The following is a 14,910-nucleotide window of genomic DNA, read 5'->3' on the forward strand; positions in this document are numbered from 1 at the left end:
TTTTTAAACAATCAAGTAATCAGGAACGATTGCTTAAACATTTTACATAGGGTTTAGAATGAGAATTATCCTCTTATGTCTTCTTTTCACTTCGTGTATCTCTGAACTCCAAGTTCCTTCCGAGGATGTTGTTCTTGTCTGCACCAACGACGGGTGTCCCAAGAAAAAGGCCCCTGAAGGCCAAGGAGCAACTGATAACAACTCAGATGACAGTTCTGATGACTCAACCCCTGTGCCTACAGTCCCGGATACAGGTCTGGCCATTGACGATACCTTTGGATCTAGTGGTGAATTAGATATCACCAACTACACGAATAAAATGGTCATTGATAGCAGTGACAATATTTATCTCTCAAAGTTTATAGTCGACTTTGCAAGTATAAACGCTATGGGTGGATTTGGTGATATGGATCAAAATGAAATCCAAATTGAAAAATATAATGGAAATGGAACCACATCACTATTCACTTTTCCAACAACCCCGGGAACTGTTGCAATCAACAACAATCGAGCACAAATCGCTCACAACATTCCAAGCTCTCTTAAAATAACAAGTACTAATAGGTTACTTTCAACAGTTTCAATGCCACTTGTTGCCTTTCAAGTTTCTTTTGAAATTTTTGGTGGGCTGCTCTTAACAGATACCAGTGGTGTTCTCGACACAAGTTTTTCAACAACAGGAATTTTAAACTTTGAGAACCATGTTGATCATATTGGTAATCCATTTCCTCCAAACCCACTTTTACCAATTCCAGCTACAACTCTCGTGGGTGGACCAGCACCAGCAGGAAAACCAACGACCAATTTTGCCTTCTTAGATTCAGTTGAAATTGGCGGTAATTTCTATATTGCGGGCTTTATCGAAGACGGTGGAGCGATGTCTTATCCAAATGACTATGGAGATGCAAGTAATATTGAAAAGAGAATTCTCTATAAGCTTGATTCTTCAGGTGCTGTCGATACAACTTTTGGACCGACAAATACGGGTTACTCATTTATGCAGTCAAATGAAGTTGGTGTTGCCACTAGAGCAAATAAAATTGAGGCCCATAGTACAGGAGTTATTATTGGAGGAACAAAAGTCTCTAGTGGTTCAAAGTCACTTTATGTTGAAAAATACAATCTCAGTGGTGCCCTTGATACGAGCTTTGGAACAGGGGGTATGAGTGAAGTTGGAACACAGACGGCCAATAACGATTTTCGTCTTATCGATATGATTGTCGATGGAACAAATATCTTTCTCGTTTCTCCAAATAATATTTACAAACTAGATGCTAGTGGAAGTCTCGTCGGATCATTTGCAACTTCTGGTGTTTTTACAACAGAAAATACTCGCTATTCAATTTATGACGTAGAAGTTGCTAACTCGAGAGTCTATATCGCTGGTCGCGACACCCAAGATTCACGGGCCTTTGTTATGATTCTCGATCAAAACGGAGCTCCATTAAATGATATTGGAAATAGCGGCACGAACTCTAGTATCTATCAATTTTCTGATGCACTAGGAACATTTACGATACCAACAGATGTATCAGCTACGACAGAATTCTATAGTAACATTACACCGATTTCAATTGGTCTTCAAAGTGATGATGACATCATTGTTTCTTATTATTTAGCGGGATCAAATACAACGCGAGTTGTTCGACTCAACCTAGTTGAGTAACCCTATATTCCTCAAAATAGTACTGCGATTTAGATTGCAGTACTATTTCTGAAAACTTGGTGGTAATTCTGTTTGAAGGCCTTCATCTCTAGAAACAGAAGGACTAAACCCGCTTGGTACTTTCTCTGGGTGAGATAAGTCATTTCCTAAAAGACCAACAGAAGTAGATTTTTTATCCCAAAGACCAAAAGCGATAAACTTTAAAAGATAATCAATTTCCATAGTGCTTAACTTCAAAGGGAAGTGACTATTTGATGGGTTCTGTAGTTTGTAATCGACAAAATTTTGTGCGTAATAAGGAATGAGCATATCCTTTTGTAAGTATTCATCAAAAAAAGGCTTATGAACATTTCGTCTATTATAGAGAGATGGATTCACTGGTCCTCGTAAATGGTATTCAATCACATTTTTAAGGGCCGCCAAGCTTCTCTTTTTGAGATCCCCTTCAGTTGTTCCTAGCGCACGTTCAGTACCATGATGATAGTAAGGATAAGTTTCTATAATATTTCTAAGAGGTGGTATTCTAAATTTAAAACAATCATCACTCTTGAAAGAACCATTGGCCCTACCAATATCAGGAGCGTAGTTTGAAGTCTCTAAAACAGAGATTCCTTCAACATGACATTCTGGAACGAGTCCTCGTTGAACGCGTGGTCGACTAAAGAAGCCAGAATCTAAACTTGTTGATTGAGATTTCTGAGAGAGGGGGCTTCGAACATCAGATTTAACTCCAAGTGAAGAAAAACCATTCCCACCAAAAGTAGCTGTGTCATGACAGTTAATACAACCGGCTCCCACAACTTCTTTATCTCCAACCTTAATTTTCTTTCCTTGTTCACTCATAAAAATGACAAGGCCTAAGAGCTGATCACGATCTAAACTATTTTCACCTTTCATGAATTGGTCATAGGGCGTACGGTTAGAGACATGAGTTAAAACAAAGGCGGATAAAGCCTTCGCAAGATTTAAATCAGTAACCCCACTCTCTCCGTAAACTTCTTTAAAGGTCTTTTTGTAATAAGGAACCTTTCTAAGTTTTGCGATGGTAATGGCCAGGCATTCATTTCGATTTGGAATCGAACGTGCTCCATTTTTTCGATAAAATGGGATTCCACTAATTGCTTCTTTTTGAGCGTTAAAAAAGCCTGTATCAGCTCCAGTATAGTCATCATTAGAGTTACTATGATTGATTTTAACGGGAGTATCAAACAAAGGACCTCCACTCGCAAAGATATTTTCTTTGTTATCATTCAAACTGATTGGATTTTTTCCGCACATCTCTTCAGGTGTATGAATTGGAAGTAAAACTTGAAAATGAATCTTTCCGAATCGGCCATCGTGAAAAAGTCCCACATCTGTAGAATTATTCACTCGATAAACAACATTCACAGTGGAAAGACTATTTCTAAACATGAAGTTTCTTCCATGAAATCCAAACCCATCTTGTCCTAAGGTACGATCTAATGAAAGCACTCCTTCACCAAAACCCTTACCTACGGTATCTCCATTAGGACCACCAACACCAAGCGTTCCAATATTAATCGAATTTCCATCGGCAAAGCCATGATTAGAAAGATGGCAAGTAGCACAGCTAACATCATTATTTCGAGATAAAATGGTATCGTTAAAAAGAAAACGGCCAAGCTCCAATTCTTTCGTACTTGGTTTCCTTCCAATGATCTCATAGAGATTTGGTTCTTTAAGAACAGGAAGTGTTTTTTTAAAAGATTCACGAATTTCTTGAGATAACTTCTCCTCTTTGAAAGTCTGGCGATCAATACAACTAAAGAGGAGAAATAATGGAATTAAAAATAAAATTATTTCTTTCATTATTTAATAATAATAACACCTGATTCATGAACACCGGTCTGACTGGCGTCACCTCTAAGGTGCTTCATTGCAACAGGAATTTGTTTATTACAGTTTTTCTTACGTCCAATACAAGGATTTCTTATTGAAAAGATATAAGTTGAAAAGGCGAAAGGATCTTTGTTTCTATTGAAATATGTCGTAAATCCAGTTCCAAGTAGATAGCGATCATCACCTTGCCCAGGAAAAGATCTTAAAGCCCCTCTTTTAAAAATAAATGTACGAACACGGTATCTGTCCTCAGGCTCTGCTACAGGACGATTTGAACAGCTTGTCGATGAATTCATCTTACAACACTGAACTGAAAACTGACCATTAGATTTCTTATAGAGAAATGGAGCATATTCCAGATCCACAGCTTCTTGAGCACTATATTTTGTGAAGAAATCATCCTTTTCTACACAACGAGTTGCAATGAATCCTTTTTTAGTAGGATCTTCTTCATCTACAATTTCATGTGTGAATGAGTTTCTAAAAAAGCTTACGTTAGCACCTGTATCAGTTTTTGTTAAAACCGCTAGTTGATTAACGTTAGTAACAGAATCGAGATCAGCGATAGTCCATTCTGTCTTTTTTGCTAATTCTAAATCTCCAGACGAATAGAACGATTGATCAAAATTATAATTTGACCAAATCAACTTACCACCAACACTATTCATATTTCTCGCAATATCAGTCATTGTTTGGTTTTGAATCGTCTTAGCTTCTGCCTTCTTCTTAACATTGTTCATAAGGCCCATACCGTAATTAGCAACAACAGCAATGAAACCAATTATACCAGCAGTAACAACAACTTCCGCGAGAGTAAACCCTCTCTGTCTACGATGCCCTTCCATGGACGAATCTCCTCTTAATTCGATACTCTAAATAAATCGTAATCACGTAATCCAGCTAAAGCAAAAAGCACCATAAATTCCTTAGAGTCTCTTACTTCAGAATACTTAACTTCTCTTTCACAGAAAGATTTAAAACCTTTTTTCTCAATAGAACCACGACGATTGTAACATAGTTTGAAATCTGTTCCAGGAGCTTTAACGCTCTTTCCTTCACTAAAACCTAGTTCACTGGCCGCACCATTTACACCAAATTCGATTCCAATAAAAGAATTCTCAGAGGCATCTAATGAAGAGATAGTAATTGTTTTACTAACTCCAGTTAAGCCTTTCTTATCAGAGCTCATCACAGCTTCGCCTGAAGCAGCGCTGTTAAACATTGAAATAACTTCTTCAACTGTATAATCTTTATCTGCTGTACCAGCTTCATTGAACTTAATTTCGATTGTCTTTCTTCCATTAAGCTTTACTTTGAAAATTGAATCAGGCTTCATTGTAACTTTGATAAAATTACCACCTTCAACCTTTGCTCTTGGGAATCTGAAATGTCCTCTTCCATCAATAACTCGATGATCTCCATCTGATGATTCAGGAGAATATTTCGCATTACTCCATAACTTCTCATTTCCTTCAATTGGATATGGTAGCCAAGAGTCATTTGTAACAGTTGAATTAGGCGTTGAAATAGCGACCCAAACACCATTCACTTCACTAGCTTCATCTATATTTGGATCATGAAATGGAAAATCATGATCAAATTTCTCAACGAGCATCATGGCCTTAAGCCAACCAAGAGGTGTCGTAGGTGGAACAAATACCCCTCCACTTAACTTACAGCGCTCTTCACCTCTATTAAGATCATTTGCTCCAGAACGACTCAAAAAGAAATCATGTGGATAACTCTTCTTACGACATAGAAACTTCATTGCCTTACCAGAAGTTCTTGGAGAATTTGGCTTAATAATTTGTAAACCTTTATATTTAAGATGATTTGTTAACATCATTCCATAAGGACCAGAAGCAGGAAGGCTATCTAAGTCCATTTCAAATGAATAATTCTTATAAGCTAATTTACCACTTCCATCGAAATAGAGAGCAAAATTAGATTTCTTAGATAAATTCGCAACCGCTGGTAGATCTGCAATGACTTGCTTATCCCCATCACGCTTTAGAGCAACCCAAAATTTCGTTGATGTCGGGATAGAATGCTTCTTAGTCCATCTCTTATAATCCATAACATCTTTACTTGTTTGTGGTGCAAAGAAGAATCCCTGTTGAGCGAGGTTGATAAAATCATAATTCGCACCATTTGTTGGAAATGGTAAAGAACTTGATTCCATATAATCATTCAACTCAGCAATAGGAGTTTGCTCCCGCCCCATTTTAAAACAACGGTCATAAGCTGACTGATACTTAACCTTTGAAATACTTTCAGCTGTACGTGTTACATCTCTAGCGAGAAGATAAGTTCCATAGTTGTAACACATAACAGGAAGGTCTTGATCACAATTTTCGTTGAAAAGGACAAGTCCATCACCACTAGCATTCAACTGAGCAGCAATACAAGTTTTTGAAGAATCGGCCCAATTTCCACCATCTTTTGTATTATTCTTAAATGGCTGAAGATCCAATACAACATCATTAGGTTCTTTTAAAGAACACTCAGGGATAATTGAGTCTAAAGGTTGATTTGGTTGCTTATTCATTGGACCAAAAGTACCTAGACCAAACTGATCACAGTTCTTCATATAACAAGCTGTACATCCAACTTGTTCAGTCGTTGATTGATTGAAAACCTCTCCTTTAAAATCAGAGAAGGCATAGGAAAGAAAAGGTGCGAAACGCTGTAAATAATCTGAGCCATTTGTATTGTAGTTTGTATTTTCATTACAAATATTTCTACAAACATTATTTGCCGATTGAGTTCCTGCACGATCAGTCACTTTTACAACAAGCTCATGTGAACCGCGAACACGAACGGGCATATTTTTTTCGGATTTAGCCTTTGATATATCTGCTTGGTCCTCTGGAGAAGCATCGAAGAAGTAATTAACGTGGTAACTTCCTGGACTTTGTCCATTGTCTCCACCCTTTTTAATTCTAAATCGGAAGAATGGGTCCATAGAAGTAGAGTTTGTTAACACATTATCTCTGTTATATGAAAGATATGTTTGGTACTCAATGGCACCATACTCTCTTTTATTTGAGCTTTCTTGAGGACAACGAAATTTAACCTCATTACATGAACCAAAGATATTTTTCGATGTATCTGTTGTAATAAACTGCCCAGACTCATCTAAAACTCCCTCCTGAGCCTGACTTCTTCTAAAAGAGATATCAAGAGGGTCTCTTTTGTTTCCAGAGAAACCACTTCTGTTATAGACAGTATTTCCATCAGGATCTGAAGCACCTGTACCTGAAAGAGATAATTTAACTGTTTTCCCATTTGAAAGTTTATAATCACAAATACCAACATTTGGTGCCCAAATGTAGTTTTTAAGATCTTTTTGAGTTCTAGTTGTTTTCCCTTCTTCAGTGTAATAGACAACAGAATCAACGATAAAACCTACGTTCTTTACATCGGTATCAGACTTTAAATATTTCGAAGTTAAAGGTTCAAAAAGACCAATCCCAAGTTTAGCATTCATACTAACTGGCGTAATTTTAACATTAGCAACGAGATCTAAGTTCTTAAGTTGTTGCTTGGAAAAGCTTAGAGCGTTATCAGATGAAGGTTTAAAACACTTACTCCAAGTATTTTTCATCTTACAATCTTTGGCCGAAGACTCTACCCAATTTGGTAAAAAAGTTTCCCAGCGCTTGCCGTTAAAAAGCTTTTCATGATTTTTTAAATTGATATAAATACTTCCCACACCAGGTGAAGAGGCATCAGATGAGACAAGAGAACAGATCCCTTGATTTCTTAATCCTGTTTTATCTTCTGAAAGAGTTAAGGCCCTTAAAGCTCCCCTAACAATTTCCTGATTAATGTGTGAAACAGAAGTTGAGTCTTTGGCCGTTTTCTCGTGTGTTGCAACAAACTTTGATGAATTAACAGCAATATAAGCCCCAGCACCTATTACTCCTAATGCAACAATCGTTTCGAGCATACTGAAACCAGACTGTTTTTTTCTAAAAGACCACATAACGTACAGCTCCCTTTATATAAACTAAAAACTTTAAATGATTATTCTAATGCGGTGGACTTACATAGATAGTTGTCGTTGTTTCATCCAACTTACCTTTAATCTCACCATTTTCAGTTACAACCTTTTCATTTAATCTAAAAGGCTCAATGTTAGATAGCGAGGAAATCGCATCTAGTTTATAAACGACTCTTCCCGCAGGTTCAGAGTGTTGCGAAATTGACCTATTAGAATTAGCAGAATTTTGACCTCTACCAACAATTGTCTTTGTAACTTTCTTTACAAACGTTCCACAAGGAACTCTATCGTTCCAAGTTTCTTTATGGTCTGGTGGGATGTAGTCAGTTAGAGGAATTTCCACTTTTTCATTAGCAGGAACATTATCGGCCTTTATTCCACTATCGAATACAACCCTTCTTTCATAATCTAGATCGTAAATAACACCTGGACCTTGGTTGTAAGTAATGATTTCAATATCAGTCTTAGTATTATTATCGATAGAAAAACGACCACGACAAGCTGGATTCAAATGTTCACTTAAAGATGTATTACATTGACTCTGACAAGAAGAGCTTCTCACTTCAATTTTTGGAATAGCTATTGGACGTTTAAATGCACCTGCACCTTGAACAGTCATTTCTTCTCCAGACTTTCCTGGAATCTTAACTTCTGATTGAACAAGAACAACATAATGGTCACGATCAATAAATTTAACCTCTTCTGGAATATCTCCAATAGCGGCCTTTAGGGAATCATTCTTATTAACGTCAGCTAATCTAAAACGAACACTAGATGGATACTTGATATTATTTGAGTTTTTATTTGCACGACGAGTTTCAAGATCAAAGACAAGATCACCTTTGTTATAACGCAGGTTCTTCAATCCAAATTCTTCAGGACGGTAGTTCTTATCTTTTTGTTGTCCCATCCACTTACATTGATTCTTCTCAGAACCATCTCCCCACGCATCTTGCTTACAAAGAATGAGATTATTTGAAATGAGAAAACCACTAAGACCAAGAATCTTTTGAGACTCAACTCTTCCCTTTTCGTATTTAATTTCTTTAACAGCATCTTGTTTTGAATCATCAAGTCTTTTAATCAATAAGTAAGACCCTCCAGCAATAGCACCTAAGACCATTACTGCCATTCCCATTGCTATACCAGCTTGATTCTTAAACATATTATCCTCGCAATTAAAACTTACCTGTTCTCAATATTTTATCGTCTATTAGTAAATGAATATATTGCTGATTATATCAAAATTACTAAACTATTAAAAAGACGACACAATTCGACAAATTCTGCCGATTTTTTATAAAATATACTGACAAATAAATAGGGCATGATTCAGAAATCGAGGAATTACGACGACTTCTTTAAAAAAGTAAACGTTCTAGAGAGTAATTTAATATATTATAAGTTAGCGAAATGAAGTTAAATTAAAACAAATCAAGGATTAAAAATATGACGACAATTAAATCAATATCGCCAAAGGCCCTTTTAGTTATCCTAGATGGCTTTGGAATCAATTCAAATGAAACAAAGAATGCAATTCGAGATGCAGATACAAAGTTCATCGATTCTCTTATGAAGCACTATCCTTATACAACGATTGAAGCCGGAGGTGTTTCCGTTGGTCTGCCTAAAGGGGTGGCTGGAAATTCTGAAGTTGGGCATATGAACTTAGGGGCCGGAAGACCTGTTAGACAAGATCTCGTTCGAATTAATGAATGTATTGAAATGGGAAAATATAATGATCGTCCACTTTTAAAAGAACTCATTGAAAAAGCAAAAACAGGAACAAAGAGAATACATCTTATGGGTCTTCTCTCCGATGGCGGCGTTCACTCTCACATTGATCATATTAAAGAAACAATCAATGCCCTTAAAAACCAAGATATTGAAATCTTCTTTCATGCCTTTATGGATGGTCGAGATACGCAAAAGGATGTTGGAGAAAAATATATCCATGATCTTTTAACAGTAGACGGATTTAAATTCGCTTCAATGCAAGGGCGATCTATTGGAATGGATCGAGATAGAAGATGGGAGAAAATTCAAAGCGCCTACAATATGTTTACAGGTAAAGGAGAGCTCTCTAGCTTAAGTCCTGCCCAATATTTAAAATCAGAATATGAGCAAGGTCGCTATGATGAATTTATTGCACCGACTCTTTTTAATCCCGACTATGCAATGAAAGATGGCGACAGTGTTTTCTTTTTAAACTTTAGACCTGATAGGGCCATTCAAATAACTCAAGCAATGAATCTTCCAGATTTTAATGAATTTCAAAGAGATTTTATCCCTTCGTATTTTCTTTGCATGACCCCATACATACCTGATGATATGGAACTTCCAATTCTCTTTGATAAAGAAAAGATTAGTGGAGGTATGACTGAGTACCTTTCTTCCCTAGGGAAAAAGCAACTGAAAATTGCCGAGACAGAAAAGTATGCACACGTAACATTCTTTTTTAATGGTGGTGAAAAAAAGCCATTTAAAAATGAACAGCATATTCTTATTCCATCACCAAAAGATGTTCAAACATACGATCAAAAGCCAGAAATGAGTGCACCACTCGTTACAGAAAAACTCATTAATGCCATTGATAATGAAAGTGCTGATTTCTATCTAGTAAATTTTGCAAACTCAGATATGGTTGGTCATACGGGAAATTATGAAGCTGCGGTTAAGGCCATTGAAGCTCTAGATAAAAGTGTCGAACAACTTGCAAAAAAATGTGAAGAGAAGAATGTAACACTACTAATTACAGCAGATCATGGAAATAGTGATCAGATGGTTTATCCTGATGGAACTCCTCACACATCACACACAGGTGCTCCTGTACCATTTCTTGTTGTTCATAAAGATTTGAGAGATAAAGAATTTAAAGTGACTGAAGGAAATCATGCTCTAAAGGATGTTTCTCCTACTGTACTCTATTGTATGGGCATAAATATGCCGAAAACATTTGAGGGAATTAATATTTTTACTTAATTAAGGAACATAAAATGAAAAAAGAAATTAAATCTGTAGCAGTCCTTTGTAGTGGTGGAGATAGCCCTGGAATGAACTGTGCTATTCGAAGTGTTGTGAGAACGGCTATCGGTGCAGGTCTTGATGTTTATGGTATCCAGAGGGGCTTCCAAGGCCTTTTAGAAGGAAATATACGACCAATGGATGCCTCAAGTGTTGGTAATATCCTTCAACATGGAGGAACCATTCTTCAAACATCTCGCTGTCCTGAGTTTTTAAGCGCAGACATTAGAAAGGAAGCTGCTCACATTCTTGCGAGAAAGAAAGTTGATAGTCTTATTGTGATTGGCGGAAATGGTTCCTTTAATGGCGCGTGGGCCTTACATAAAGAACATGGTATTCCCGTCGTTGGAATTCCGGGTACAATCGACAACGACATAAGCGGTACCGACTATTCGATTGGTTTTGAAACGGCCGTTCAAACGGCAGTTGATGCTGTCGATAAAATCAGAGATACGGCTCACTCGCACGATCGAACTTTTATTGTTGAAGTTATGGGAAGAAAGTCTCCTGCTATAGCATTAAATGTAGGGCTATGTACAGGTGCTGAAAATATCATTCTTCCTACTCAAAACGAAGAAATCAACTACGATCAGATTGTTCAAGATATTAAGCGAGGACTTAAAAGAGGTAAACTCTCTTCAATTATCATTGTAGCAGAAGGAGAAGAACCAGGTCTTAGCTATCGCGTTCAAGAAAACCTCTCTAAGTATGATATAGATGCACGAGTTTGTATTCTTGGCCACATTCAACGTGGAGGAAACCCAAGTGTGAGAGACAGATTAATTGCCTCTAAAATGGGCTATATTGCAGTTAAAGAACTTATGAAAAATGGAACGAGCTTTGTGACAGGTTATCGAAATGGAAAAGTTACGGCCGTAAATTTCGAGGAATGCTTAGATAAAAATGACAATGTTCCTGATGAATATTTAGATATTGCAAAAAGCTTATCAATATAAAAAAAGCCCCTTTTAAACAAGGGGCTTTTTTTTATGCTACAGCTCTTAAGTGAGATTGAGTTTCATTGTCGCTTTGAATATTATCCGACCAATTTTCCAGAAGGTCGCTAATTTCTCTTGTAAATTGCTTATCACGCTTAATCTCTTTACGAACAAATTTAACAAAGCTAAACCAGTGATCAGATGCTTCATCAAGTACTTTCTGGTACTCACCTTCATCTCTTTCAATTGAATCAAACTCAATTGTAATAAGGTCATTAGCCTTTGTTCCCTCAGGGGCAAAGATATCTAAAAAGATACTTCTTAAACCCTCATCAACCGAAAGTAGCATTCTAACTTTTTGATGAAGAGGATAATCTGTTAATGTGTTTTTCAAAAATTGCTCAGGAAGCTCTTGAATTAATTCAGCTGGAAAGTTATCAAAAGCAATTGTCTTAAGTACCAACGGTTCAGTTTTCTTAGCAAGTACTTTGAAAAGAGAGTTTTCAAGTTCAGGCTTTGACATTGGGATAAGTTTAGCTACTTTATCTACAAATGGCTTCTTATCAACAACTTCAACATATTTTTGAAGTGTTTGCTTAAGCTTTTCTTGGTTATCAAGTACATCTTTTTGAGTAACTTCAACAGACTTATTGATGATTGAATCACGTACACCATCTTCACAATGATTGAGAACTTGGTTAACAAAATTCAAGCTTAGTGCGTTCATTAATAGTGCACCTTGAGCTGGCTCTTCCTCTACTAGTCTAGCAACATTCTCAGGCTTAAGCTTAAGAATTAGATCGTATGTTTCTGGATCATCAATTTCAGATGGAACAATTACACTTTGAACAATCTGGTTACTAATAAAGTCATTGGCCGAAGTAAGCTCAGCTGCAGTTAATGGCTTATCCAGTAATGCTCTCCAATCATTTCTTTGAGCTTCACTTAGAGATTGAAAAAGAGTCTTTAGTTCATCATTATCCATCTGCTGTACAAGAGCTCTTAGAGCTGAATTCGACTGTTTATCTCCAGCTGAAATCCATCTCTTAACAAGCATAATGGCATCATTTGGTGTATTTTTAATGAAATACTTAAATCGCTCAACACCATTTAGTCCTATGACTCCACCATCAGCACCACCGAATCCAGGAAGAGTAGGCATTCCTGCGTCATCAGAAGAGTCATCCTCATCTTCGGCGTCAGCGCCTTCCATTTTGAAATTTCCAGAGTTCTGTGTTCCAGAATTTAATTCAAAGTAGCGATTGATTAATTTATTTCCAACAAATCCAAAGAGAATAACACCAAGGACAATTCCCATAAGAGTTGCAAACTTACTAATAAAATCGAGAACCTCTTTTACTTTATCCATGAAAGTAACTTCATTAAGATCACTTCCAAGAACGCCATATTCAAACTTAATCTGTGGTTTAGTTTTCCCAAGATTAAATTTAATGTCTCTTACATACTTTTCAATTTTCTGCTTTACTTCATCATCTAAGCTCTCACTTAGACGAACAGTTACATTTACTGACTTCAAGTTCTTAAAGACATCAACAGAGTTGTTGTATTTCCACATCTGCTCTACAGCAGAAATCTTATTCTGAGATTGTTTCTGTAGTTTCTTAATTTGCTCTACATACTGCTCTTCTTTATTATTATACTTTTCTTTAAGAGCTTCGATTTTCTTTTTGTCTTCGTCATTTTCCATTGTTAAGACAATCTTTCCTTCTGGTTGGAAATCATTAAAATCATCTACAAGAGGCGCTTCCATTCCAAATTTAGAAAAGACAATATAATCACCAGTATTTTCAGCTGGCTCAACATCCGTAAACTTCACAAGGGCCTTGGACTTCTTAGCTTCTGCTAAACGTGCTTCTTCGGCCTTTTCTTCTTCTGTTTTTTCAACTTCTTGATCTTCGATCTTCAGTGTTCCACCAGTTGGACCAGTACTCCCCTCTGATTTATTAAAATCAGGTTCTTCAGGAGTTCCCGTAATGACCTCAACATCAACGTTATACTGTGTCTTCGTTACAATTGAATCGAGAATATTGGTAACTTTAGAATGAATATTCTGTTCTAATTCCTGTCTTTGCCACTCCAGGCTTGGCAAATTAGCAATCTTTGCAAAACTGACCATATCTCCCAGAACGAGAGTTAAGATCATGATATGAGCAAGTAACTTTTTCATCCCTGTCCTCCAGTTCCAGCATCAACTTGGAACTTCTTCTCTAGATAGACTTTCATTTTATAGGCCTCTCTATTCTTTGGATTAATCCCAAAGGCCTTACGATAGAAACTTAGTGCTTTCTTAAATTCTTTTTGAAGATAAGAAATTGTTCCTTTCATTTCATAGATAATTGAGTAATGTGGAAATTTCTGTTCTAACTTATCAAGCTTTGCATAAGCAGTATCAAAGTCCTTGCCTCTCATCATTCTTAGTACATCAAAGAGATCTGTAACAAGAAGATCAAGATCTTGAGTCATCTTAATGTCGCGTTGAACTTCTAAGTTTGCACTCAAGTTAACATCACTACTTCCAATCAATGGAACAACGATATTAAATTCTTCAAATCCAGGCTTATGAACAAGAAATTGAACTGAACCTTCAACACCAAAGTTGTTTTTAATTTCATCAATGCTTGTTTTATAAGGAGTCTTACCTACTGCGTTCTTTTTCCCATTCTCACCGATAACAAAGACATCACAATCAGCTGGATTACTCTTGATGTTCAAATCAGCAGCAAAGCTAATGCTTGAAAAAGATAACAATGTGAAAATAATTAGTGTTTTCATAAGTACTGTGTCATCCCGAAGAAGATATTAAATTTAATTCCCGAAGTCGCTACACCGGTTGCTCTACTGACACCGATTTCAGCTTTAATTCCCTTAGAGTCACTGATTGAGTAAACACCGCCTCCATGAACACCTAGATCAAAGAAGACATCACTCTTTTTTGCAGACTCTGTATTATAAACAACGTAACCAAGTCCCGTACTAGCGCCCCAGTAATACTTGAAGCTTGGGATGATTGTCATCTCTGTACCATTTTGAAGGTATGTGTATTTTGTTCCAAGATCGTTTAAATACCAATTCATACCAACCCCACCAGTAAAGACACCGGCACCACCAGTTGTCATCATTGGAACAGCGGCAGTCATAAAGTATGATTTTTTGGCCTCTGACTTAAATTCCCAATTAAGTTGAAAACTAATTGCCGAAACAGCACTTGAACTCGCTTCAACACCGCCCTCTTCTGCATCGACAGTGTCATCAGTTTGTACAAGCTCACTAGCATTTTCAGTTACCGAATGGTTTACCATTCCTAAGCTATAACTAAGAACGTCAGAAAATCCCCCTTTCGCGAAAGAAGATGATCCAACTAAGAATAGACCTATGGCAAAAACCTTTTTGTACAT

General features: G+C 36.8%; 10 protein-coding genes. 3 read left to right on the top strand and 7 right to left on the bottom strand.

Translation table 11 applies throughout. From position 1 onward, the window contains the following. Positions 1 to 58: 58 nt before the first annotated feature. Entirely contained in the window at positions 59 to 1,666 is a 1,608-nt protein-coding gene (locus HBN50_RS14050) for a hypothetical protein (RefSeq protein WP_273871035.1), read from the top strand. A gap of 42 nt (positions 1,667 to 1,708) precedes the next feature. Here HBN50_RS14050 and HBN50_RS14055 read toward each other — a convergent pair whose 3' ends face one another. From HBN50_RS14055 to HBN50_RS14070, 4 genes are read right to left on the bottom strand one after another with little or no spacing between them, the layout of a single operon-like run. Next, a complete protein-coding gene (locus HBN50_RS14055) occupies positions 1,709 to 3,496 on the bottom strand; it encodes a cytochrome-c peroxidase (RefSeq protein WP_273871037.1) in 1,788 nt (595 codons plus the stop codon). Next, a complete protein-coding gene (locus tag HBN50_RS14060) occupies positions 3,496 to 4,371 on the bottom strand; it encodes a type II secretion system protein (RefSeq protein ID WP_273871039.1) in 876 nt (291 codons plus the stop codon). Before HBN50_RS14060 ends, HBN50_RS14055 begins: the two co-directional genes overlap by 1 nt. A 14-nt stretch (positions 4,372 to 4,385) precedes the next feature. Next, positions 4,386 to 7,514 carry a hypothetical protein gene (locus HBN50_RS14065; RefSeq protein ID WP_273871041.1) on the bottom strand — a complete coding sequence of 1,043 codons (3,129 nt, stop codon included), beginning with the start codon at positions 7,512 to 7,514 and terminating at the stop codon, positions 4,386 to 4,388. A gap of 46 nt (positions 7,515 to 7,560) precedes the next feature. Next, positions 7,561 to 8,697 (bottom strand): hypothetical protein, encoded by a 1,137-nt coding sequence (locus tag HBN50_RS14070; protein WP_273871043.1) that lies wholly within the window; start codon positions 8,695 to 8,697, stop codon positions 7,561 to 7,563. A 284-nt stretch (positions 8,698 to 8,981) separates the two neighbouring features. On the opposite strand from HBN50_RS14070, the gene gpmI reads away from it, so the two are divergent. Continuing rightward, entirely contained in the window at positions 8,982 to 10,514 is a 1,533-nt protein-coding gene (gene gpmI / locus HBN50_RS14075) for a 2,3-bisphosphoglycerate-independent phosphoglycerate mutase (protein ID WP_273871046.1), read from the top strand. Positions 10,515 to 10,528: 14 nt separating this feature from the next. Then, positions 10,529 to 11,512, top strand: a complete 984-nt coding sequence (gene pfkA / locus HBN50_RS14080; RefSeq protein WP_273871047.1) for a 6-phosphofructokinase — start codon at positions 10,529 to 10,531, stop codon at positions 11,510 to 11,512. 31 nt (positions 11,513 to 11,543) lie between these two features. Here pfkA and HBN50_RS14085 read toward each other — a convergent pair whose 3' ends face one another. From HBN50_RS14085 to HBN50_RS14095, 3 genes are read right to left on the bottom strand one after another with little or no spacing between them, the layout of a single operon-like run. Further along, a complete protein-coding gene (locus HBN50_RS14085) occupies positions 11,544 to 13,682 on the bottom strand; it encodes a hypothetical protein (RefSeq protein ID WP_273871048.1) in 2,139 nt (712 codons plus the stop codon). Beyond that, complete coding sequence (locus HBN50_RS14090) at positions 13,679 to 14,287, bottom strand: tetratricopeptide repeat protein (RefSeq protein ID WP_273871049.1); 609 nt, start codon at positions 14,285 to 14,287, stop codon at positions 13,679 to 13,681. Before HBN50_RS14090 ends, HBN50_RS14085 begins: the two co-directional genes overlap by 4 nt. Further along, positions 14,284 to 14,910 carry a hypothetical protein gene (locus tag HBN50_RS14095; RefSeq protein WP_273871050.1) on the bottom strand — a complete coding sequence of 209 codons (627 nt, stop codon included), beginning with the start codon at positions 14,908 to 14,910 and terminating at the stop codon, positions 14,284 to 14,286. Before HBN50_RS14095 ends, HBN50_RS14090 begins: the two co-directional genes overlap by 4 nt.

Source organism: Halobacteriovorax sp. GB3, from assembly GCF_028649655.1.
Taxonomy (GTDB): domain Bacteria; phylum Bdellovibrionota; class Bacteriovoracia; order Bacteriovoracales; family Bacteriovoracaceae; genus BSW11-IV.